We start from the raw sequence: 22,935 nt of genomic DNA, 5'->3' as shown, positions 1-22,935 counted from the left end.
AAATTATGAGTGAAGAACAGATAAAAAATTTAGAAGCACAATTCGAAGCACGTATAGCACGTGATGAAAAAATTGAGCCTAAAGATTGGATGCCAGAAAAATATCGTAAAACGCACATTAGGCAGATGTCGCAGCATGCACATTCTGAAATTGTTGGAATGTTACCTGAAGGGAATTGGATAACACGAGCACCTTCATTAAGACGTAAAGTCGCTTTATTAGCAAAAGTACAAGACGAAGCGGGCCATGGATTATACTTATATAGTGCAACCGAAACTTTAGGGATTTCTAGAGACGAGTTATATGAGCAATTACATACAGGTAAAGCTAAATATTCAAGTATTTTTAATTATCCAACGGTTACTTGGGCAGATATGGGTGCTATTGGTTGGCTAGTAGATGGAGCGGCTATTATTAATCAGGTGCCATTATGTAGTACGTCTTATGGACCATATGCAAGAGCAATGATTCGTGTGTGTAAAGAAGAAAGTTTTCACCAGCGTCAAGGTTTTGAAATAATGATAAAGTTAGCTGAAGGTACATCGGAACAAAAAGAAATGGCACAAGATGCTTTAAATCGTTGGTGGTGGCCAAGTTTAATGATGCTAGGGCCAACAGATTCAGAGTCTGTGCATACAGAGCAATCAATGAAATGGAAATTAAAACGTAAATCTAATGACGATTTGCGTCAGCAATTTATAGACCAAACAGTGCCACAAGCAGAGTTAATAGGTTTAACTATTCCAGATCCAGATTTAAAGTGGAATGAAGAGCGCCAGAGTTATGATTTTGGCGAAATTAATTGGGATGAATTTTGGCAAGTTGTAAAAGGTCATGGACCTTGTAATAAAGAAAGAATGAAAGCAAGAGTAGGTGCTTGGGAGCGTGGAGAATGGGTTCGAGATGCAGCAATGGCTTATGCAGAAAAACAACAAACAAGAAAAGAAAAACGAGCTATATAAATGAACTTGAAACTAAATTTGAAGTTGAAACCCAAGTGGATTTAATTTTAAATTCGATTTCTACTTCAATTTAATTAATAAATTATGTCAACAAAAAAAAACTGGCCACTTTGGGAAGTATTCGTTAGAAGTAAAAACGGATTAGAACATAGGCACTTTGGAAGTCTCCATGCAGCAGATGCCGAAATGGCATTAGAAAATGCTAGAGATGTATATACAAGAAGAAATGAAGGTGTGAGTATTTGGGTTGTAGAATCTAAAGATATTACAGCGTCAAACCCTGAAAATAATGGGGAATTATTTGAGCCGGCTCAAGATAAAGTGTATCGTCATCCTACATTTTACGACTTGCCAGACGAAGTAAAGCATATGTAAGAACAAAGTTGAACTTGAATTTGGAAAATGAACGATAAAAAGTTTGATTTAAGTGAAAGATTAGAAGACTTTGCAGCAGGTATCATTTTATTATATGATAAAAAAGTATTGTCATTTGCAGGAGAATATTTAGCAAAACAATTAATACGTTCATCATGCTCTTCAGCTTTAAATTATGGAGAAGCATTAGGAGCAGGAACGGATAGAGATAAAATAAACAAATTGAGGATTTCATTAAAGGAATTAAGAGAGAGTCAAAGAAATTTGAACATACAATCTAAAGCTCAATTGTTTTTAGAAGATGATCTTTTAAATTTAAAAGATGAAAATGACCAATTGATTAGGATAATGGTCACACGAATAAAAAATATAAAATAAGAACTAATAATTTGAAACGAGTATTAAACTTCGATTTCAAGTTCAAGTTCAAGTTCATTTTATGAAAAACAACTTATATAAATACATTCTAGGTATTGCAGACAATTCTTTAATTCTTGGTCAAAGAATGGGATCGTTAACTGGTCATGGGCCAAGCCTAGAAACCGATATAGCATGCACAAATATTTCATTAGATTTATTTGGTCAAGTACGTAGTTATTATCAATATGCAGCAAAAATAGCAGGAGATAATAGAACAGAGGACGATATTGCAATGCTACGTAAAGAACGCGAATATCTTAATGTACTACTAGTAGAACAGCCTAATACAGATTTTGCATATATAATTGCACGTCAATTTTTATTTGATGTGTACCATTTTATGTTTTTAACAGAGTTACAGAAAAGTCACGATGTTACTTTATCTGCTATTGCAACAAAGTCAATAAAAGAAGTAAGTTATCATCAACGTTTTTCTTCAGATTGGATTAAGCGTTTAGGAGATGGTACTGAGCTTAGTAAAGCTAAAATGCAAGAGGCAATTAATGGATTATGGACGTATACCGATGAATTGTTCCACCAAACGGAAGCAGATAAAGCAATGGTTGCTCAAAGTATTGGAGTAGACGTTACCAAATTAAAAGAAGGTTATTATGAAGTTGTAAATACGATTTTAAATGAATCTACTTTAGAGGTTCCAGAATCTAAATGGTTTCAAAAAGGAGGAAAAGTAGGTATTCATACAGAACATTTAGGATATTTATTAAGCGATTTGCAATTTATGCAACGTACATATCCAAATATGGATTGGTAAATAAAAATGAAATCGAATTTAAACTAGGAGTTAGAAACAACAGATAAAAGTTTACTACAGGTTAAGCTTTTTAAATTCAGTTTCAATTTCAAGTTCAGTTTCAAAAAACATGACAACAACCGAACAAAATATAGACCAAAAACTCTTTCCTATTTTGGAACAAGTTTCAGACCCTGAAATTCCAGTCTTATCAATAATGGAAATGGGTGTTGTGCGTTCAGCGGTTATTCAAAATAACATTGTAAAAGTTCAAATTACACCAACTTATAGTGGATGCCCAGCAATGGATGTTATTGGTGATGATATAAAAAAAGCTTTAAAAGAAAATGGATATAATTCAGAAGTAGAGTTAATATTAGCGCCAGCTTGGACTACAGATTGGATTACACCTAAAGGTAGAAAAGCACTTGAAGATTATGGTATTGCTGCGCCTTTGGATACTGAAGCAGATAAAGCTGTGTTGTTAAACGGAAAACGTATGGTGAAATGTACAAATTGTAGTTCCCAAAACACCCGATTAGTTAGTCAATTTGGCTCAACAGCATGTAAAGCACAATTTCAGTGTGATGACTGCCAAGAACCGTTCGATTATTTTAAATGCTTAAAGTAATTATTTAACAGAAATAATATAGATGAATTCAATTGAATTAAAAATAGAAAATAAAGTCGCTCGTATTACATTAAACAGACCAGAAGTTTTTAATAGTTTCAATCGCGAAATGGCATTAAAACTTCAAGATATATTTGATGATTGTGAAACAAATGATGAAGTAAGAGCGATAGTTTTAACAGGAAATGGAAAAGCATTTTGTGCAGGGCAAGATTTAAAAGAAGTCACAGATCCAGATTTAAATCCAGGATTTAAAAAAATATTAGAAGAGCATTACAATCCAATAATTACTAGAATTCGTTCTATTAAGAAACCCGTTATTGCAGCTGTAAATGGAGTGGCTGCAGGAGCAGGAGCAAACATTGCATTAGCTTGTGATGTTGTAGTTGCCCATGAAAAAGTGAGTTTTATACAAGCGTTTAGTTTAATTGGTTTAGTGCCGGATAGCGCAGGAACATTCTTTTTACCGCGATTAATTGGTTTTCAAAAAGCATCTGCTTTAGCAATGTTAGGAGATAAAATATCAGCTCAAGAGGCAGAAAGACTAGGTATGATATATAAATATGTGTCTTTAGAAGAATTTGAAGAAACAATAAATAAATTGGCTTTAAAAATGGCAAACATGCCTACGAAAGCATTAGGACTGATTAAAGAATTATTTAATCAATCTATGACAAACGATTTAGAAGCTCAATTAGCTCTAGAGTCAAAATTACAAATAGAAGCAGCGCAAAGTAATGATTATGCTGAAGGCGTTGCGGCATTTATAGAAAAAAGAAAACCAAATTTCAACGGGAACTAATTGAATAAAAACACCCTAATACAAGCTCATGATAGAATAAAGCCATTTATTCATAAAACACCTGTGTTAAGTTCAAACTTATTAAATGAAATGATAGGTGCAGATATTGTATTTAAGTGTGAGAATTTTCAAAAAATGGGAGCTTTTAAAATGAGAGGAGCTGCCAATGCTATTTTATCACTTTCTGAGGATGAGAAGAAACGTGGAGTGGTAACGCATTCTTCAGGTAATTTTGCTCAAGCTGTTTCACTAGCTGCGCAAAAAGTTGATGCTAAAGCTTATATCGTTATGCCTGAAAATGCACCTCAAGTTAAAAAAGATGCTGTAAAAACATACAAAGGCGAGATTATAGAATGCGAATCTACACCTCAAGCCAGGCAGGCAACAGCTAATAAAATAAAGGACGAAAAAGGAGCCTCATTTTTGCATCCATCAAATCAAGATGAGGTTATTTATGGTAATAGTACAGTTGCTATAGAATTACTAGAAGAGCATCCAGAATTAGATGTGATTTTAACACCAGTTGGTGGTGGTGGATTAATTGCAGGAACAGCTTTAGCTGCGCATTATTTTTCAAATAAATGTAAAGTCATAGGAGGCGAACCAATGGAAGCAGATGATGCTTACCGTTCTTTAATTTCTGGTAAAATAGAAACTAATAATAGTTTTCATACTGTTGCAGACGGATTAAGAACTCACTTAGGTGATAGGAATTTTCCAATTATTCAAAAGTATGTAGATAAGATTATTCGTGTTGAAGAAGATGAGATAATAAATGCTATGCAACTTATCTGGGAGCGTATGAAGGTTATTATTGAACCTTCATGTGCAGTACCTTTTGCTGCGGTATTAAAAAATAAAGAAGAATTTAAAAATAAAAACGTTGGAATCATTTTATCTGGCGGTAATGTAGATGTGAAAAATCTACCATTTTAATAAAAAAATATGAACGTAGGAATTATAGGTGGCGGAACAATGGGAAGTGGTATAGCTCAAGTAGCTGCAACTTCTGGTTGTAAAGTAAAGTTATATGATACTAATCAGGATGCATTAGATAAAGCCAAAGCGGCTTTAGAAAAAATCTTATCGCGTTTAATAGTAAAAGGACGTATTGATAATGATGAAAAATTAAGAATTCAAGGCAATATATCTTACGTGGATAGCTTGAAAGATTTAGCAGATTCAAATTTAACTATTGAAGCTATTATAGAAAATCTTGAGATTAAGAAAAAAGTGTTTTCTGAATTGGAAAGTTATGTGTCAGAGGATTGTATTATAGCATCTAATACATCAAGTTTATCAATAGCATCTATAGCTGCATCTTTAGAAAAACCTGAGCGTTGTATAGGAATACATTTTTTTAATCCGGCACCATTAATGAAATTGGTAGAGGTTATTCCTGCTATTCAAACATCGCAAAGTGTTTTAGACAAATCAATAGAAACCATTTCTAATTGGAAAAAAGTGGTTGCAGTAGCGAAGGATACACCAGGGTTTATTGTTAATAGAGTGGCAAGGCCATTTTATGGTGAAGCCTTACGTATTTATGAAGAAGGTTTGGCAGATTTTGCAACTATAGATTATAGCTTAAAAACAATTGGTGGTTTCCGTATGGGACCATTTGAATTGATGGATTTTATAGGGAATGATGTAAATTATACTGTGACTGAAACTGTGTTTACTGCTTTCTATTTCGATCCAAGATATAAACCAGCATTTACACAAAAACGTTTTTCTGAGGCTGGTTATTTAGGAAGGAAATCAGGAAAAGGATATTATGATTATTCTGAAGGAGCTATAAAACCAGAGCCAACTAAAGATAGTGAGTTGGCAGAGCAAATATTTAATCGTGTTTTAGTCATGCTAATAAATGAAGCAGCAGATGCTTTGTTCTTAAATATAGCATCAGCAGAAGATATCGATAATGCTATGACAAAAGGCGTTAATTACCCAAAGGGATTATTGGCTTGGGCAGACGAAAAAGGAATAGATTGGTGCGTGTCTAAGTTAGATGAGTTATATAATGAGTATCATGAAGATAGATACCGTTGTAGTCCATTATTGCGTAAACTAAATAGAGAAAATAAAACATTTTTTAGTGAAGAAGTTTCTTGATATAAATATTGAAGATAAATTTAAAGTTAAAACAGAATTAGTTCTTACAGGAATCATAAATTCTAAATACTATGGAAAGATAGAATCTGGAAATTATCTTAAGTTTAATTTTAAAGAAAACGTTATAACAAGAAAAATCATTGGTGTAGATTATTTTACAATCCCATTTTATTTGTCACTTGATGAGGTGAAAACTAGAAATGTTGGATTACTTATTGAATTTGAGAATGAAAAAGAATTAAAAGGGATTTTAGATTCAAAAACATTAAGACAAGTAGCTGAAATTTATAAAGATTAAAAAATTGAAAGGAGAACAAATTCCATACAAAATGTTATCACAAGATGCTTATAGCTCTTGGTTGGGTATAGAAATTCTTGAATGCGAAATAGGACGTTGTAAAGTCGCAATGACTATTAGAAAAGAAATGCTCAATAGTATGAATAAAGCGCATGGAGGTATAAGTTATTCGTTAGCAGATACTGCTTTTGGTTTTGCGGCAAATACACATGGTAAATATGCGGTTTCCATTGAAACAAGTATTAACCATATTGAAGCATTAAATGAAGGTGATTATATAGTAGCAGAATCCATCATTGAAAAAGTAAATAATAAACTAGGCTTTAATATTATAGAGGTAAAAAGAGGTGAAGAATTAGTAGCACTGTTTAAAGGTGTGGTTTATAGAACTCAAAAAGAATGGGAAGATAAAGATTAGCGACTTTAGAAATCAAAAATCGTTGATTATTAATAAAAAATAAAATATTAATTTGAAATAGAAGATTCGATTTTCGACTTCAATTTCAGTTTCAATTTTAAAAATGGAAGCATACATAATAGATGGCATCAGAACGCCAATAGGAAACTACAAAGGAACTTTATCAGCTGTACGTACAGATGATTTAGGAGCATTAGTTATTTCAGAAATAGTAAAACGTAATCCAAGTATTCCAAAAGAAGCATACGACGATGTTATAATGGGGTGTGCTAACCAAGCTGGAGAAGATAATCGTAATGTGGCAAGAATGTCATCATTATTGGCTGGATTACCATTTACAGTTCCTGGTGAGACAGTAAATCGTTTATGTAGTTCAGGATTATCAGCAATCATTCATGCTAATCGAGCAATTAAAGCTGGAGATGGAGATCTTTTTATTTCAGGAGGAGTTGAAAACATGACACGTGGTCCGTATGTAATGGCAAAACCATCTACTGCATTTGGTGGCGATTCTAAAATGTACGACTCTACATTTGGTTGGCGCTTTGTAAATTCTAAAATGCATAAGTTATATGGAACAGATGGAATGGGAGTAACCGCAGAGAATTTAGTGGAGAAATATAATATTTCACGTGAAGATCAAGATAAATTTGCACATTGGAGCCAAATGAAAGCGTCTAAAGCACAAGAGAATGGACGTTTGGCAAAAGAAATTGTAACAGTTGAAATACCGCAACGTAAAAAAGATCCAATACAGTTTTCTAAAGACGAATTTGTAAAACCAACAACATCTTTAGAAGTTTTAGGTAAATTAAGAGCAGCCTTCAAAAAGGAAGGTGGTAGTGTAACTGCTGGGAATTCTTCAGGATTAAATGATGGTGCTGCTGCGACAATTATTGCTTCAGAAAAAGCGGTGAAACAATATAATTTAAAGCCTATTGCTAGAATAGTAAGTTCTGCAGTGGTTGGTGTAGAGCCAAGAATTATGGGAATTGGTCCAGTACAAGCGTCTAATAAAGCTTTAGAAAAAGCAGGTTTAACTATGGATGACATGGATGTTATTGAGTTAAACGAGGCTTTTGCGGCTCAGGCATTGGCTTGTACTAGAGCTTGGGGATTAGCAGATAATGATGCGCGATTAAATCCAAATGGAGGTTCAATTGCTATTGGTCATCCATTAGGGGTTACTGGAGCTAGAATAGCTTATTCTGCGGCATTAGAATTACAAGAACAACAAAAGCGTTATGCGTTAATTACTATGTGTATTGGCGTAGGACAAGGTTATGCAGCAATAATTGAACGTGTATAAATATGAAGGTATTAGTAATAGGAGGAAACGGAACTATTGGTAAAAAAGTAACCGAAAGACTATCTCAAAAACATCAAGTTATTGTTGCAGGAAGGTCATCAGGAGATGTTACTGTAGATTTTTCAGACTCAAAATCTCTAAAGACCATGTTTGATCAGGTTGGTATACTTGATGCTATTGTTTCTATTGCTGGTGATGCTAAATGGGATAAATTCAATAATTTATCTGAAGATGATTTTTATATAGGCATTAAAAGTAAATTAATGGGACAAGTTAATGTTGTACGTATTGGTAAAGATTATCTTAATCATAATGGATCTATTACATTATCTACTGGCATTTTAGCAGACGACCCAGTAGATATGACTACAAGTGCTGCTATGGTAAATGGAGGTATTCATAGTTTTGTGAAAGCAGTAGCTTTAGAGCTAGAACATGGAATTAGAATTAACACAGTTAGTTCAGATTTGGTTGAAGATGCTTATGAAAAATACAAAGATTATTTCCCTGGAAATACACCAGTGCCAATGCATAAAATTGTAGATGGTTATATAAAGTCTATTGAAGGAAAAATTACAGGAAGAATAATAAGAATAATGGCATAATAACATTATGAAAAAAATACAACATTACGTCCAAGGACAATGGACAGAAGGAAAAGAAGAAGGTGTTCCAGTATTAGATGCTATAACAGGAGATGCATTTACAAGTGTAGCTATTGAAGGTCTGGATATTCCGGAAATTTTAAACTACGGAAGAACAAAAGGAGGAGAAGTACTTAGAAAAATGACCTTCCAAGAGCGTGGAAATATGCTTAAAAGTTTGGCGCTGTACTTAACAAAGCGTAAAAAAGACTTTTACGAATTAAGTTATAGAACAGGAGCAACAAAAGTAGATAGTTGGATTGATATTGAAGGTGGTTTTGGTAACCTATTTGCTAATGCTTCTTTAAGAAAATTGTTTCCTAATCAATCGTATCATGTAGAAGGTGATGCTATAGATTTATCGCGTGGCGGACGCTTTATGGCACATCATATAATGGTACCTAAAAAAGGAGTTGCGGTTCATATTAATGCTTTTAATTTTCCAGTTTGGGGCATGTTAGAAAAATGTGCGGTAAATTGGATGGCTGGAGTGCCTGCAGTTGTACTACCAGCACCATCTTCGTCTTATCTAGCAGAAGCTGTAGCAAGAGAAATTATAGCCTCAGGAATTTTACCTGAAGGTGCTTTGCAAATTATAAATGGTACCGTTCGTAATATTTTAGATACAGTAGAATCTCAAGATGTTGTTACCTTTACTGGTTCAGCATCAACAGGGCGTTTATTAAAAGCACACCCTAGAATTATTCAAGAAGCAGTACCTTTTACAATGGAAGCCGATTCTTTAAATGCATCAATTTTAGGAGAAGACGGAGTGCCAGGAACGCCAGAGTTTGATTTGTTTATAAAAGAGGTAAGAAAGGAGATGACGGTTAAAGCAGGGCAAAAATGTACTGCTATTAGACGAATCATTGTTCCTGAAGATAGAGTAGAAGATGTTCAAATTGCTTTAGGAAAAGCATTAGATAAAGTTACTATTGGAGATCCAAGACTAAAAGAAGTAAGAATGGGATCTCTAGTAAGTAAACAACAAGTTGAAGCAGTTAGAGATTCTGTTAATGACTTAGCTAAAGAAGCGCAAATTGTTTATGGTAGTTTAGATAGAATAGAAACTATTGGAGCCGATGCTAAAAAAGGAGCTTTTATTAGTCCAATATTATTAAGAGCAGATCATCCTTTTCAAAATACTATTATTCATGAACGTGAAGCTTTTGGTCCAGTAAGTACCATAATGCCATATAAAAACTTAGATGAAGCCATTACATTGGCACAAATGGGTAAAGGATCATTAGTGTCTTCAATAGCAACAAATGATGATAAAATAGCTAAAGATTATGTTGTAAATGCAGCAAGTCACCATGGACGTATTATGGTTATTAACCGTGAAATGGCAAAAGAAAGTACAGGACATGGTTCTCCATTACCAAGTTTAGTACATGGTGGACCAGGACGCGCAGGCGGCGGCGAAGAAATGGGAGGAATGCGTGGTATTAAGCACTATTTGCAACGTACAGCTATTCAAGGGTCACCAACGACTTTGACTGAAATAACTGGAATGTATCAGCCAAAAGCAGCATACAAAGCATCTCCAAAACATCCTTTTGCTTACCATTGGGAAGATATTCAGCCAGGAATGTCCTTAAAAACGCATAATAGAACAATTACAGATACAGACATTGTTAACTTTGGAAATATTACATGGGATCATTTTTATGCACACACAGATATAACTAGTTTAGACGGAAGTATTTTTGAAAAGCGAACAGCTCATGGGTATTTTATTATTTCTATGGCAGCAGGTTTATTTGTGTACCCTAATAAAGGCCCAGTTGCTGCAAATTATGGTTTAGAAGAAATAAGATTTTTACGCCCTATTTATCATAACGATACTTTATATGTACGATTAACATGTAAACAAAAGGTAGATAGAGATAGTAGAGGTAAAGAACACCCTAGCGGAATTGTAAAATGGTATGTAGAGATTTTTGATGCTAATGTAGATGCAGCTAATGCTGTTTTGCCAGTTGGAGCAGAAAAAGAAGATCCATTAGTATGTATAGCTACTATATTAACAATGGTAGAAAAGAAACAAGAGGTGTTTGCAGAAATGACTTCAGAAGTTATAGAAGCTTGTTTAAATAAACTCTCGGACGATAGTAAGCCTAAATGGGGCATCATGACTCCGCAGCATATGCTAGAACATCTAGAGTATACATACAAAATAGCAGGTGGAGAAATCCAAGATTTCGAAATTGCTACACCTGAAAAGATATTAGAGAAAGTACATGACAGTTTGTATAATTTTGAAAAATTCCCTCAAAATTCAAGTTTCCCATTATTAGAGAAAGATACCTTAGCACCTTTGGTGTATCCAGATTTGCAAACGGCAAAAGATAAATTTATAGAACAACGATTTAAATATTTAGCATTTTTTCAAGACAATCCTGATGCGGTTTTAAAGAATTTAGTTTTTGGAGAGTTAAATAAATACGAATCGTATTTGTTGGAACGCAAGCATTTGAATCACCATTTCGAGCAGTTTGATTTACTACAGTAAATCAAACTGCTCGAAACTCCCGAGAAATCGGGAGTCTTAAAAATTGAAAGAAAAACTAAATTGCTAACTCTATTGTTTTAGAGGAAAACAAATATGAAACATTGCGTCTATATAATAACAAATAAAAAAGACGGTGTTTTATATATTGGAGAAACAAAAGATTTAAAAAGAAGAATATATCAACATAAAAATAAAGTGCATCCAACTACATTCTCAGCAAGATATAATTTAGATAAATTGATTTATTTTGAAGAATTTGAAACTAAAAAGGAAGCTAGATTGAAAGAACGACAGATGAAGAAATGGAATAGAGGTTGGAAAATTGAATTAATAGAAAAGAATAATCCAGATTGGATAGATTTGCATAAAGAATTATAAATTAAGTTTAACATTAAAAAGCTTCCCGTTTTCACGGGAACACGTAAACGTGATGACAGACCCATACGTTAAAATAGATATAGAAAACGAAGTAGGATATATAGAGTTTTTTCATCCTGCTCATAACTCTTTGCCAGGAGATATATTGGCGAAATTAGCACAGACTATTACTGATGCTGGAAATAATAATAGTATTAAAGTTATTGTTTTAAAAAGCGGGAAAGATAGAACATTTTGTGCTGGAGCCAGTTTTAAAGAGTTGATTAATATAAATGATGCAGCAACAGGGAAAGTGTTCTTTTCTGGTTTTGCAAATGTTATTAATGCGATGCGAAAATGTCCAAAATTTATTATTGGTCGCATTCAAGGAAAAACAGTTGGCGGTGGCGTAGGTTTAGCAGCTGCAACAGATTACTGTATGGCTTCTAAATATGCAGCAATAAAACTAAGTGAATTGAATATTGGAATTGGACCATTTGTAGTTGGGCCTGCAATAGAACGTAAAATTGGTTTAAGTGGTATGTCGCAAATTGCAATCGATGCGAATTCTTTTTATCCTGCAGAATGGGCAATGCAAAAAGGGCTGTTTACTAAAGTTTTTGAAAGTAACGAGGAATTAGATGAAGCAGTTAAGGCTACAGCAGAACATTTGTGTACTTATAATACAGAAGCAATGTTAGAGATGAAAAAGGTATTCTGGAAAGGCACAGATGACTGGGATGACTTGTTAGCCGAACGTGCTCAAACTAGTGGGCGATTAGTGCTTTCAGAATTTACTAAAGAAAAATTAAAAGGATTTAAATAAATGTTTAATTATAATGATAAAAAATTTAAAGCTGTAAAAAACACTAGTAATGGTGAGACTTCAGATGATACTATTTTTCATTATAATCAAACTGAAAATATACTAACAGCTAGATATTCAGGAGGGAGAATTGTAGAAGGACATCTTATAGGATTGGTTTCACCTAATGGTGATATAGATATGAGATATCATCAGATAAATGATCAAGGTAATATAATGACAGGTATATGTAAATCTACTCCTGAAATATTAAAAAATGGAAAAATTAGATTACATGAAGAATGGCAATGGACATCTGGAGATAAAAGTAAAGGCAATTCAATAATAGAAGAATTATAATATGATTTACAGTTTTAAAGGTTATACACCAGTCGTTCACGAATCTAGTTTTGTACATCCATTAGCTGCAGTAACAGGTAATGTTATTATTGGTAAAAACTGTTACATTGGTCCGGGTGCTGCAATTCGAGGAGATTGGGGACAAATTATTTTAGAAGATGGTGTTAACGTCCAAGAAAACTGTACAGTACATATGTTTCCTGGGAAATCGATAACACTTAAAGAAAGTGCTCACGTTGGTCATGGAGCAATAATTCATGGTGCTAATTTAGGTCGAAATTGCCTTATTGGGATGAATACTGTTATTATGGATGATGCTGAAATTGGAGATGAAAGCATAGTAGGTGCAATGGCTTTTGTAAAAGCAGAAACTATTATTCCTAAAAGAAGTTTAGTAGTTGGTAATCCAGCAAAGATTATTAAACAAGTGAGTGATGAAATGATTACTTGGAAAACGAAAGGCACAGAGTTATATCAGCAATTGCCAACAGATTGCCATGAAACATTAAAAGAAGTTGAACCCTTAAGAGAAGTGCCAGCTAATTTACCTACTCAAGAAGAAGCTTATAAAACTTTGAGGGATACTTTTAAAAAGTAGTGCTTAAACCCGGCTCAAATCAATTTCATTAGTTTCTTTTCCGGTAGATAAAGCAATTAAACTTTGCACATTCCCTAAATAAGGTAATAGTGTTAATTTTGAAATAATAAAAGTTTCATAAGCTTCAATATCTTCAACAACTAATTTTAGTAAATAATCAAAGTTGCCACTTACTCTGTGGCATTCAATTACTTCAGGGAAGTTATTAATTTGCTTAACAAATTTCTCAAGATAACTTCTTGTATGACCCTGTAGTGTTATACCAATAAAAACAGTTTGTTTTAAACCTATTTTTTTATTGTTTAATACCGCTACGTACTTTTTAATATAACCTTGTTTTTCCAATTTTTTAATACGCTCAAAAACTGGAGTTGTTGTCATTCCTAATTCAGTAGCAATACTCTTTGTTGTCCTATTGCTATTCTGTTGAAGTAGAGATAGGATTTTTGTGTCTATTTTATCAAGATTATGCTGCATAAGAAAATAGTTATTTATATGGCTGTAAATGTATGTAAAAAAGAATTAAAAACTTAATTAAAGTAATTTGTAAGAATAATATTCTATATATAGGTTAATATGAAGATATTAACGTATTTAAAAGCTAAAATTGATTAATTTTAATTCTTTAAAATTAAAAATATTGGCAGAATTTCAACTTTAAATGCCCAAGATGGGAGAAACATTCCTGCTTTCGCAGGAATCTCTAAATAAATAAAAATGAAACACTGGTATGTCTATATAATGGCAAATAAACCAAATGGAACGATTTATATTGGAGTAACAGATAATATTGAAGAAAGAGTAAAAGAGCATAAGTTGAAAATATACCCCAAATCATTTACAGCTAAATATAATTGTGATAAACTAGTGTATTTTGAAGAGTTTGAAAATGATGATGAAGCAAATATTAGAGAGAAAAGATTCAAAAAGTGGAAACGAGATTGGAAAATCGAGTTAATTGAAGATATGAACCCTAGTTGGATTGATATTAGTATGAATTGGAATTTAAACTTAAAAAAGTTTAGAAATGAGTGAAAAAGAGATTCCTGCTTTCGCAGGAAATTATGAACTTAAAATGCCCAAGATGGGCGAAAGTATAACAGAAGGAACCATCATCAATTGGTTAATTTCAGAAGGCGATAGCTTCAATGAAGGCGATATTATTCTTGAAGTTGCAACAGATAAAGTGGATAATGAAGTCCCAGCACCAGCTTCAGGAACGTTGGTTAAAACATTATTTCAAGCTAAAGATGTTGTTCCTGTTGGAGAAATAATGGCAATTCTTGAGGTTACGGAAGAAGTGAAAGCATCAAAAAAACAAGATGTCAATAAGAGTGGTAGCCAAGAATCTCAGAAAAAGAAGAAAGCTATTAAAAGACCAAAACCTGTTTCAAATTCAAATGAAGCATCTAAGGCATTTAGTGTTTCAAATTCTAATACTTTTTTTTCGCCATTAATTATAAAAATTGCTCGGGAACATCATATTAGTTTTGAAGAGCTAGCACGTATTCCAGCAACAGGAAACGAAGGACGTTTACGTAAAAGCGATGTATTTCAGTATATAGAAGAAGGACGGCCATTTAAGTTTGCACAGCCAATTGCAGAAAAAGATCCAACAGCATATCGAATTCCTCAATTGAGTTTTGATAAAGGAAAAGGCAAAGTAATAGAAATGGACAGAATGCGCCAAATGATTGCAGATCATATGGTGTATTCTAAGCATACATCACCACACGTTACAGCATATGTTGAAGCAGATTTAACTAATATGGTTAATTGGAGAAATGCTAATAAAGTCCCTTTTCAAGAAAAATATGGACAACGTTTAACCTTTACACCATTATTTGTTGAAGCCGTAGCAAAAGCAGTTAAAGATTTTCCAAATATAAATGCATCTGTTGATGGTAATAATATTATCGTAAAAGAAGATGTAAATATAGGTATGGCTACAGCATTACCAAGTGGAAATTTAATTGTTCCTGTGGTAAAAAATGCGGATACTAAAGATTTAAAAACAATTGCTGCTAATGTAAACGAATTGGCTGGAAAAGCCAGAGAAAATAAATTAGGAGGCGATGATATTAAAGGGAGTACGTTTACTATTTCTAATGTAGGTACTTTTGGAAGCGTTATGGGAACCCCAATTATTAACCAACCAGAAGTTGCTATACTAGCTTTAGGAATTATAAAGAAAAGACCAGAAGTTATAGAGACAGAGAAAGGAGATGAAATTGCGATTCGAAGTATGATGTATTTATCATTGTCATTCGATCATAGAGTCGTAGATGGTTTTTTAGGAGGAAGTTTTGTACGTCGCGTTGCAGATTATTTTGAGCAATTTGATACTAATAGAAAAATATAATATAACATAGTTATGTCACATAATATATCAATAAGTAGAGTCACACAATCTAAAGTTGATACTTTAGATTTTAATAACATCCCATTAGGAACCACTTTTACAGATCATATGTTTATATGTGATTATGATAATGGAGAGTGGATAAACCCAAGAATAGAACCTTTAGCATTAATTCCTACACACCCAGCAGCAATGGCATTGCATTATGGGCAAGCAATTTTTGAAGGGATGAAGGCTACAGTAGATGGAGAAGGTAATCCAATGTTATTTAGAGCTAATAAAAATGCTACTAGATTAAACACAAGTGCAGATAGAATGGGAATGCCTGATTTTCCTGAGGATTTATTTGTAGAAGGTTTAAAACAATTAGTAGATATAGAACGAAGTTGGATTCCTCCTGCAGATGGGAGCGCTTTGTATTTAAGACCGTTTATGTATGCAGATGAACCATTTATAGGTATGCGTGCAGCTACACATTATAAATTTATTATTATGGCTTCACCAGCGGGACCATTTTTTAGTAATCGTATTAAATTATGGGCAGAAAAAAAATACATAAGAGCTGCTAATGGAGGTACTGGAGAAGCAAAAGCTGCTGGGAATTATGCTGCAGCTATTCGTCCAACAGAATTAGCGAAAGCAAAAGGATACGATCAAGTATTATGGTTAGATGCAATAGAACATAAATACATTCAAGAAGTTGGTACTATGAATATTTTCTTCAAAATTGATGGAAAAATGATAACACCAAAACGTGATGGTTCTATATTAGATGGTATTACCCGAATGAGTGTGATAGATGTGTTAAGAGATAAAGGCTATGAAGTTATTGAAAAAGCTATAACCTTAGATGAGATAAAAGAAGCTAGTGAAAATGGTGTTTTAGAAGAAGCTTTCGGTACTGGAACTGCGGTTGGTATAGCTTACATTCAAGAGATTGGAGTAGAAGGTAAAACTATACATGTCTCTAATGAAAGTCCAGTAGGATTAGATGTTAATAATACTTTAAATGCTATAAAGACTGGAAAAGTAGAAGATAAGTTTGGTTGGATGATAAAAGTAGAAAAAGAATTAGCTTAATATAATTTGGGCGTTACCTAAAGGTCGGGCTTTCACTACTCGCTCTCTGCGAGGAGCTCAAGCAGACCGTTTAATCCCTAACGCTTAAAGAAAACCATTAAAAAACGTCACTTCGAGTGATTCGACGAAAGGAGAATTGTATCGAGAAGTCTTTTAAAAGGTTCTCGATACAAAATTACAAAAAGTAATTTCACTCGAACTGACGCATAAATATAAAGATGAAAAAAAGTATTTTAGAAAAAGGATTTTCAAAGCTCTGTACTGCGAAAGCAATGGCAGAATTATATGAAGCTAATTTTAAACAAGTTTCGAAATATGTCCATGCAACATCTAGAGGACATGAAGCGATTCAAATAGCTTTAGGATTACAATTATTGCCTCAAGATTATGCTTTTCCATATTATAGAGATGATGCTATGTTATTATCATTTGGCTTAGAGCCGTATGATTTAATGTTGCAGTTATTAGCAAAAAAAGAAGATCCATTTTCGGGTGGGCGTACTTATTATTCTCATCCTAGCTTGAAAGATGATGACAAGCCAAAAATTCCACATCAATCATCTGCAACTGGTATGCAAGCAATTCCAGCAACAGGAGTTGCTATGGGAATGCAATATAAAGAACTACAAGGTCTAGATGATAAAACGCTTAAGGAGTTACCTTTTGTAGTGTGCTCATTAGGAGATGCTTCAGTTACCGAAGGAGAAATAGCAGAAGCATTTCAAATGGCCGCTTTAAAGCAAATGCCAATTTTATATCTAGTACAAGATAATGGCTGGGATATCTCTGCAAATGCAGCAGAGACTAGGGCGCAAAATGCTTTTGAATATGCAGAAGGATTTAAAGGATTAGATGCTATTTCAATTGATGGCGCTAATTTTACCGAAAGTTATAATGCTCTAGAAAAAGTAATAGAAACAATACGTACAGAACGTAGACCTTTTTTAGTTCATGCTAAAGTACCATTATTGAATCATCACACATCTGGTGTGCGAATGGAATGGTATCGTGATGATTTAGATGAAGCAAGGTCTAGAGATCCATATCCAGTTTTAAAACAACAATTAATAGCTGCGGGTTTTTCAGAAAAGGAAGTGGATGCTATAGAAGATTCTGCAAAAAGTAAAGTGCAATCTGATTTTGAAAAAGCATTAAAAGCAGAAGATCCAACACCTAAAGATTTATTCACACATGATTTTGTGCCTACTCCAATAACGGAAGAAAAAGGAGAACGTTCACCAAAAGGTGCTGAAAAAGTAGTTATGGTTGATTGCGCATTATTTGCAGTCGAAGAACTAATGAAACAACATAAAGAATGTTTGCTATATGGACAAGATGTAGGAGGTAGGTTAGGAGGTGTATTTAGAGAAGCAGCAACTTTAGCTCAGAAATTTGGAGACGATCGTGTGTTTAATACACCTATTCAAGAAGCCTTTATTGTTGGGTCTACTGTAGGTATGAGTGCTGTTGGTTTAAAACCTATTGTTGAGGTACAGTTTGCAGATTATATTTGGCCAGGTTTAAATCAATTGTTTACAGAAGTAAGTAGAAGTTGTTATTTAAGTAATGGTAAATGGCCTGTAAGCATGATTCTTAGAGTGCCAATTGGTGCATATGGCAGTGGCGGACCATATCATTCATCTTCTGTAGAAAGTGTTATTACAAATATTAGAGGAATTAAAATAGCGTATCCAAGTAATGGCGCCGATTTAAAAGGTTTAATGAAAGCTGCTTATCACGATCCTAATCCAGTTGTTATTTTAGAACATAAAGGGTTGTATTGGTCTAAAGTTCCAGGAACTCAGGGAGCAACATCAGTCGAGCCAAGCGAAGATTATGTGCTACCTTTTGGAAAAGCTTGGATATTGCAAGAAATATGGAAACAAGAAAATGTAGAAACATTAACTATTGTTACCTATGGAATGGGAGTACATTGGGCTATGAATGCGTCTGAAGAGTTAGGAATGAAAGATCAAATTGAAGTGATAGATTTGCGTACTTTATTTCCTTTGGATGAGGATGCTATTATGAAATCTGTTAAGAAAACTGGGAAATGTTTAGTGGTTACAGAAGAACCTTCTAATAATAGTTTTGCAAGAGCATTGTCTGGAAAAATTCAAGAGGAGTGTTTTAGGTATTTAGATGCACCTATTATGACAATTGGTAGTGAGAATATGCCAGCTATTCCACTAAACTCAACTTTAGAGCAAACCATGATTCCTTCTACTGAAAAAGTGAAAAATAAAATAGAGACATTGCTTAATTATTAGTTTTCGTATATTTCATTAATAATTTAAACTAATGTATATAAAACGCATATTTCCAGTTTCGGGTGTTTTAAAATGGACACGCCGTCATATTCTATTATTTTTTATACTTGCTACAATTCCTGTAATTTTATTTGATGTTTTGCATTGGAAATGGTTGCATATTCCATGGTTACCAATGGGTGTTTTAGGTACTGCTGTAGCTTTTTTAGTAAGTTTTAAGAATAATGCGTCTTATGATAGATTATGGGAAGCACGTAAAATTTGGGGAGGTATTGTAAACACATCGCGTTCTTGGACCATTATGGTAAAAGATTTTATTACTAATACTCATGCTAAAGAAGTTGTAGCAGATGAAAATTTGAGGTTAATAAAACGAGAATTAGTCCATCGTCACGTGGCTTGGTTAACAGCGCTACGTTATCAAATGCGTGTAGATAAACCATGGGAAATGCACAATAAAAGTGCTAAATCTAATGCAGAATTTAGAGAGAATTTTTACTTAGTTTGTGAAGATACAATACCTTTTAAAGAGGCAATAGAACCATATTTATCTAAAGACGATTATAATGAGATTCTTCCTAAAGGAAATAAAGCATCACAAATTCTTGGAATTCAGTCGAGACGTTTAAAAGAACTTATGGATCAAGGGCTGATCGAAGATTTTAGACATATGGAGATGGCGAATGTTCTTGTAGAGTTTTATGGGTTACAAGGAAAATCTGAACGTATTAAGAATTTTCCTTACCCTAGGCAATATGCTACATTAAATTATCTTTTTGTTTGGAGTTTTATTCTATTATTGCCATACGGTGTTATGGAAGGATTTGAAGTTATTGGAGACCGTGTTTTAGAAGAGCTTGCTTTGCATGAAGTACAAACAGATGTAATGCATCGTGTGCAGGAATTTATTGCAAGACATTTTGTATGGTTCTCAATCCCATTTAGTGCTTTGCTATCATGGGTATTTCATACAATGGAGAAAATAGGGGAAAATACAGAGAATCCTTTTGAAGGCGGACCAAACGATGTGCCAATTACAGATTTAAGTAGAGGTATTGAAATAGATATTAGAGAACTAATTGATGATACAGATATTCCAGATCCTTATGTTTGGAGAAATGACATAGTAATGTAGCTGTATTTATTATAAAAGAAAAGGCGACTTAATGAAGTCGCCTTTTTTTGTGATGTATTTTATTTTTGTTCTGGAGGATATTTAGTCATTATCTCGGTAACAAACTCTTTAATTCTAGCTTCTTTTTTATCTATATTACTAGAAGAGCTTAAGTAGCCTTCTCCTTTTCCTTGCCATACTAACTCTTTCTTTTTAGCATCTATTAAATCTATATATAAAGAGCCTTGGGTAGATGTGCTTACGTTACTTCTGTTTCCCCAGTACCATGGACTCCATCCCCAGCCATATCCAAAACCATTCCAGCCATTATTATTATAAATATTTACCTGTTCTCGAGATTTAGTAAATATACTAACAAGAACATCTGGATTTTCAGATTTAGTAAAGCCTTTTGCTAGCATTTCAGCTTCTATAGCACGAAGAATTCTTCGTTTGTCTAAATCACTAATCTTAGCTTTATCTATTCCTGTTTTAAAAAAAGCAAATGTTTTGTATGAATCAAAATTAGCGTCTCTATCATAGTCTGAAGCAACACGTACAGAAGTACATGAGCTAGCTATTATAAATAATAGTAAAATGGGTAATGTTTTAAATAGTCTTTTCATTGCAATGTTTTTTTATAGTTATAACGAGTCTATTAAAGCATCATCTACAGTATTTGGCAATGTTACTTTTAAATTTGGTTCAATATCCATGGCGCGTTTTATAGCGAAAATAGCGCCTTCATTTCGAGCCCAACTTCTTCTAGAAATACCGTTATTAACATCCCAGAATAACATTGATTTTAAGCGTTTTGATGCTTCTTTACTACCATCAAGAACCATACCAAATCCACCATTTATTACTTCGCCCCAACCAACGCCACCACCGTTGTGAATACTAACCCAAGTGGCACCACGAAAACTATCACCAATTACATTGTGAATAGCCATATCGGCTGTAAAACGCGAACCATCATATATATTACTTGTTTCTCTATAAGGCGAATCTGTACCAGAAACATCATGATGATCTCGACCTAATATAACCGTTTCTATGTCTCCTTTTGCTATTGCTTGATTAAAAGCTTCAGCTATTTTTGCTCTTCCTTCTGCATCTGCATATAATATTCTAGCCTGTGATCCTACTACTAATTTATTGTCTTGGGCGCCTTTTATCCATTGAATATTATCAGCCATCTGCTGCTGAATTTCTTTAGGAGAATTCTTTTTCATTTCCTCTAAAACTTGACAAGCTATAGCATCTGTTTTTTCTAAATCTTCAGGTTTTCCTGAAGCACACACCCATCTAAAAGGACCAAACCCATAATCGAAACACATTGGCCCCATAATATCTTGAACATAGCTTGGGTATTTAAAGTCTATCCCATTTTTAGCCATAATATCTGCTCCTGCTCTTGAGGCCTCTAAAAGAAAAGCATTTCCATAATCAAAAAAATAAGTGCCTTTTGCAGTATGTTTATTTATAGCCTTGGCATGACGACGAAGCGTCTCTTGCACTTTAGTTTTAAATAATTCAGGATTATTTGCCATCATTTCATTGGCGTCTTCAAAAGAAATATCTGCCGGGTAATATCCACCAGCCCATGGATTATGAAGCGATGTTTGATCACTACCTAGATCTATATGAATATTTTCTTGATCAAATTTCTCCCATACATCAACAATATTTCCTAAATATGCAATAGAAACTATTTCTTTATTTTCTTGAGCTTTTTTTACTCTAGTAACTAGTGCATTTAAATCTGTGATTTTCTCATTTATCCATCCTTGATCTAAACGGACTTGTGTTATTTTTGGATTTACTTCTGCGCAAACAGTAATGCAACCTGCAATATTTCCTGCTTTTGGTTGCGCTCCAGACATACCACCTAATCCAGAAGTTACAAATAAATGCCCTTTAGGTGTTTTTCCTATTTTTCTAAAACCATTTAATACAGTAATAGTTGTTCCATGTACAATGCCTTGAGGTCCAATATACATATAACTCCCTGCTGTCATTTGCCCATACTGGGTTACACCTAATGCATTGAATTTTTCCCAATCATCAGGTTTAGAATAATTAGGTATCATCATACCATTTGTGACTACTACTCTTGGCGCTTCTTTATGAGAAGGGAATAATCCCATTGGGTGACCAGAATACATAACAAGTGTTTGCTCGTCGTTCATTTCTGCTAAATATTTCATAGTCAATCTATATTGAGCCCAATTTGAAAATACAGCTCCATTGCCTCCATAAGTAATTAATTCATGAGGATGTTGAGCTACTGCATAATCTAGGTTGTTTTGAATCATTAACATGATTGCTGCTGCCTGTTTAGATTTTGAAGGATATTCATCTATTGGCCTAGCATACATTCTGTAATCTGGTCTAAAACGATACATGTAAATTCTTCCATAGTTGTCTAATTCTTCTTTAAACTCTTTTATTAAAGTGCTATGGTGTTTTTTGTCGAAGTAGCGAAGCGCATTTTTAAGTGCTAATTTTTCTTCGGTAATTGTTAATATAGCCTTGCGTTTTGGAGCATGGTTAATACTTGTATCGTAAGGTTTAATAACAGGTAGTTTTGAAGGAATACCCTCTAATATTTGTTTTTTAAATGACATTATTTTGCTTTTAAGATTAATATTTTAGTTGTTCAGGACTAAATATTAACTATGGATAGCGAATGTCTGCGCGATGATATGTTGTCGCGATTAGTACTTTGTATGTTTTAAAATAAGTG

25 protein-coding genes are annotated in these 22,935 nt (G+C 33.6%); 22 read left to right on the top strand and 3 right to left on the bottom strand.

What is annotated here, in order from left to right:
- Window positions 1-5 precede the first annotated feature (5 nt).
- The 17 genes from paaA (at window position 6) to Q0997_RS12670 (ending at window position 13,360) form a co-directional block, all read left to right on the top strand.
- The gene (paaA, locus tag Q0997_RS12750; protein ID WP_299889456.1) at window positions 6-962 is read left to right on the top strand and encodes a 1,2-phenylacetyl-CoA epoxidase subunit PaaA; all 957 of its coding nucleotides are present in this window, start codon (window positions 6-8) and stop codon (window positions 960-962) included.
- 84 nt (window positions 963-1,046) lie between these two features.
- Window positions 1,047-1,337 (top strand): 1,2-phenylacetyl-CoA epoxidase subunit PaaB, encoded by a 291-nt coding sequence (gene paaB, locus Q0997_RS12745; protein WP_299889454.1) that lies wholly within the window; start codon window positions 1,047-1,049, stop codon window positions 1,335-1,337.
- Between the two features lie 27 nt (window positions 1,338-1,364).
- Window positions 1,365-1,715 (top strand): four helix bundle protein, encoded by a 351-nt coding sequence (locus Q0997_RS12740; protein WP_299889452.1) that lies wholly within the window; start codon window positions 1,365-1,367, stop codon window positions 1,713-1,715.
- A 61-nt stretch (window positions 1,716-1,776) separates the two neighbouring features.
- Window positions 1,777-2,529, top strand: a complete 753-nt coding sequence (gene paaC, locus Q0997_RS12735; protein WP_299889450.1) for a 1,2-phenylacetyl-CoA epoxidase subunit PaaC — start codon at window positions 1,777-1,779, stop codon at window positions 2,527-2,529.
- 109 nt (window positions 2,530-2,638) lie between these two features.
- Window positions 2,639-3,139: a 1,2-phenylacetyl-CoA epoxidase subunit PaaD gene (gene paaD, locus Q0997_RS12730; RefSeq protein WP_299889448.1), complete on the top strand. Its 501-nt coding sequence runs from the start codon at window positions 2,639-2,641 to the stop codon at window positions 3,137-3,139.
- 22 nt (window positions 3,140-3,161) lie between these two features.
- Window positions 3,162-3,941, top strand: coding sequence for an enoyl-CoA hydratase-related protein (locus Q0997_RS12725; protein WP_299889446.1), 780 nt, complete (start codon window positions 3,162-3,164; stop codon window positions 3,939-3,941).
- Window positions 3,942-4,877, top strand: a complete 936-nt coding sequence (locus Q0997_RS12720; protein WP_299889444.1) for a threonine/serine dehydratase — start codon at window positions 3,942-3,944, stop codon at window positions 4,875-4,877.
- Between the two features lie 9 nt (window positions 4,878-4,886).
- The gene (locus Q0997_RS12715; RefSeq protein WP_299889442.1) at window positions 4,887-6,056 is read left to right on the top strand and encodes a 3-hydroxyacyl-CoA dehydrogenase NAD-binding domain-containing protein; all 1,170 of its coding nucleotides are present in this window, start codon (window positions 4,887-4,889) and stop codon (window positions 6,054-6,056) included.
- Window positions 6,040-6,354 (top strand): hypothetical protein, encoded by a 315-nt coding sequence (locus tag Q0997_RS12710; RefSeq protein ID WP_299889440.1) that lies wholly within the window; start codon window positions 6,040-6,042, stop codon window positions 6,352-6,354. The genes Q0997_RS12715 and Q0997_RS12710 overlap by 17 nt, the downstream gene beginning before the upstream one ends.
- A 4-nt stretch (window positions 6,355-6,358) precedes the next feature.
- Window positions 6,359-6,772, top strand: a complete 414-nt coding sequence (locus Q0997_RS12705) for a hotdog fold thioesterase (protein WP_299889438.1) — start codon at window positions 6,359-6,361, stop codon at window positions 6,770-6,772.
- A 103-nt stretch (window positions 6,773-6,875) separates the two neighbouring features.
- The gene (pcaF, locus tag Q0997_RS12700) at window positions 6,876-8,081 is read left to right on the top strand and encodes a 3-oxoadipyl-CoA thiolase (protein WP_299889436.1); all 1,206 of its coding nucleotides are present in this window, start codon (window positions 6,876-6,878) and stop codon (window positions 8,079-8,081) included.
- Between the two features lie 2 nt (window positions 8,082-8,083).
- Entirely contained in the window at window positions 8,084-8,686 is a 603-nt protein-coding gene (locus tag Q0997_RS12695) for a short chain dehydrogenase (protein WP_299889434.1), read from the top strand.
- Between the two features lie 7 nt (window positions 8,687-8,693).
- The gene (gene paaZ / locus Q0997_RS12690; protein WP_299889432.1) at window positions 8,694-11,240 is read left to right on the top strand and encodes a phenylacetic acid degradation bifunctional protein PaaZ; all 2,547 of its coding nucleotides are present in this window, start codon (window positions 8,694-8,696) and stop codon (window positions 11,238-11,240) included.
- Between the two features lie 93 nt (window positions 11,241-11,333).
- Window positions 11,334-11,618: a GIY-YIG nuclease family protein gene (locus tag Q0997_RS12685; RefSeq protein WP_299889430.1), complete on the top strand. Its 285-nt coding sequence runs from the start codon at window positions 11,334-11,336 to the stop codon at window positions 11,616-11,618.
- A 52-nt stretch (window positions 11,619-11,670) separates the two neighbouring features.
- Entirely contained in the window at window positions 11,671-12,423 is a 753-nt protein-coding gene (locus Q0997_RS12680) for an enoyl-CoA hydratase/isomerase family protein (RefSeq protein ID WP_299889428.1), read from the top strand.
- Window positions 12,424-12,762 (top strand): n-acetylglutamate synthase, encoded by a 339-nt coding sequence (locus tag Q0997_RS12675; RefSeq protein WP_299889426.1) that lies wholly within the window; start codon window positions 12,424-12,426, stop codon window positions 12,760-12,762. It begins immediately after the preceding gene.
- A 1-nt stretch (window position 12,763) separates the two neighbouring features.
- Entirely contained in the window at window positions 12,764-13,360 is a 597-nt protein-coding gene (locus tag Q0997_RS12670) for a transferase hexapeptide repeat family protein (protein ID WP_299889425.1), read from the top strand.
- Between the two features lie 3 nt (window positions 13,361-13,363).
- On the opposite strand, the gene Q0997_RS12665 is transcribed toward Q0997_RS12670, so the two are convergent.
- Entirely contained in the window at window positions 13,364-13,837 is a 474-nt protein-coding gene (locus Q0997_RS12665) for an Lrp/AsnC family transcriptional regulator (protein WP_299889423.1), read from the bottom strand.
- 240 nt (window positions 13,838-14,077) lie between these two features.
- Here Q0997_RS12665 and Q0997_RS12660 point away from each other — a divergent pair, with 240 nt between their 5' ends.
- The 5 genes from Q0997_RS12660 (at window position 14,078) to Q0997_RS12640 (ending at window position 20,207) form a co-directional block, all read left to right on the top strand.
- Entirely contained in the window at window positions 14,078-14,395 is a 318-nt protein-coding gene (locus Q0997_RS12660; protein WP_299889421.1) for a GIY-YIG nuclease family protein, read from the top strand.
- A complete protein-coding gene (locus Q0997_RS12655) occupies window positions 14,388-15,722 on the top strand; it encodes a dihydrolipoamide acetyltransferase family protein (RefSeq protein WP_299889419.1) in 1,335 nt (444 codons plus the stop codon). The genes Q0997_RS12660 and Q0997_RS12655 overlap by 8 nt, the downstream gene beginning before the upstream one ends.
- Window positions 15,723-15,734: 12 nt before the next feature.
- A complete protein-coding gene (locus tag Q0997_RS12650; protein ID WP_299889418.1) occupies window positions 15,735-16,802 on the top strand; it encodes a branched-chain amino acid aminotransferase in 1,068 nt (355 codons plus the stop codon).
- 218 nt (window positions 16,803-17,020) lie between these two features.
- Complete coding sequence (locus Q0997_RS12645) at window positions 17,021-19,072, top strand: thiamine pyrophosphate-dependent enzyme (protein WP_299889416.1); 2,052 nt, start codon at window positions 17,021-17,023, stop codon at window positions 19,070-19,072.
- Between the two features lie 31 nt (window positions 19,073-19,103).
- The gene (locus Q0997_RS12640) at window positions 19,104-20,207 is read left to right on the top strand and encodes a bestrophin family protein (protein ID WP_299889414.1); all 1,104 of its coding nucleotides are present in this window, start codon (window positions 19,104-19,106) and stop codon (window positions 20,205-20,207) included.
- Between the two features lie 59 nt (window positions 20,208-20,266).
- On the opposite strand, the gene Q0997_RS12635 is transcribed toward Q0997_RS12640, so the two are convergent.
- A complete protein-coding gene (locus Q0997_RS12635) occupies window positions 20,267-20,812 on the bottom strand; it encodes a DUF4136 domain-containing protein (protein WP_299889412.1) in 546 nt (181 codons plus the stop codon).
- A gap of 18 nt (window positions 20,813-20,830) precedes the next feature.
- Window positions 20,831-22,816, bottom strand: a complete 1,986-nt coding sequence (locus Q0997_RS12630; RefSeq protein ID WP_299889410.1) for a urocanate hydratase — start codon at window positions 22,814-22,816, stop codon at window positions 20,831-20,833.
- Window positions 22,817-22,935: the final 119 nt, after the last annotated feature.

Source organism: uncultured Lacinutrix sp., assembly GCF_947500325.1.
Taxonomy (GTDB): domain Bacteria; phylum Bacteroidota; class Bacteroidia; order Flavobacteriales; family Flavobacteriaceae; genus Lacinutrix.
This window is presented reverse-complemented; position numbering and strand designations above follow the sequence as displayed.